The sequence below is a fragment of the uncultured Vibrio sp. genome, from assembly GCF_947488985.1.
GTDB lineage: Bacteria > Pseudomonadota > Gammaproteobacteria > Enterobacterales > Vibrionaceae > Vibrio.
Map to the genome: position 1 here is coordinate 1 of NZ_CANLBV010000254.1, position 784 is coordinate 784.

Genomic DNA, 784 nt, shown 5'->3' on the forward strand with positions numbered 1-784 from the left:
AATGTAGAGCGGCAGTCCAAAACCCATCAATATAAGTTTAGCGGATGTTTGACAACCGGGGGAATCCATGTAGCCGCATTAAGGTGTGAGCGACGCTTGGCTATACTTGAGCGAAGCGAAACTGCCAAGCGTTGCGAATCACTCTTAAATGCTTTGTTAGGGCACTGTTCTCAAAGATGACCACCTTACTAGCCAGCCCTTTGAATTTACGCGATTTTCAAACGTTTCTCGCGACCTTTTAGGATTATGTGTGACACAGTAATCAAATAAGGATTCATACCCAAAAGCAGCAATACATTCATAACTATCAGGTGCAACTAGTCGAACGGCAACAGCTGTCTCTTGTTCTGGCCAATAGCTCATTGCATCAAGGGAGCTCTTGTAAGGTAAATCGCCATTCCGAATATGCATGAGTGCTTGGTTACGAACTTGCCAGTTAACTTCCGGCATTAGCTTCTTGAGCTGAGATTCATACTGTAAATATGCTTTAGTGTCGTTCTCGTCTGGATCAAAGTAAATAACATCCGCATCGTTCAATGGTGTTGCTACATTAAAACCATGCAGAGCATCCCAAACAAGGTTACGAACGAAACCTGCTGCAATATAACACTGAGGCAAGCCCAATTTAGAGACGCACTCTAAGGCTTTAACTCTAACTGGATCTTGTTTGATTAATTCTACGATTCTGTCCATATCCGCCCTGTGCCCTAACGCCTTGCTAAGTGGCTGCTAACACGCACTTAACTTTAAGCAACACACCTTAATCACTAACCTATTTGGAACT

General features: G+C 43.4%; 1 protein-coding gene. It reads right to left on the reverse strand.

Annotated elements, in window-relative coordinates; translation table 11 throughout:
* Positions 1-156: 156 nt before the first annotated feature.
* The gene (locus Q1A70_RS20200) at positions 157-693 is read right to left on the reverse strand and encodes a nucleotidyltransferase family protein (protein ID WP_299695830.1); all 537 of its coding nucleotides are present in this window, start codon (positions 691-693) and stop codon (positions 157-159) included.
* Between the last annotated feature and the right edge of the window lie 91 nt (positions 694-784).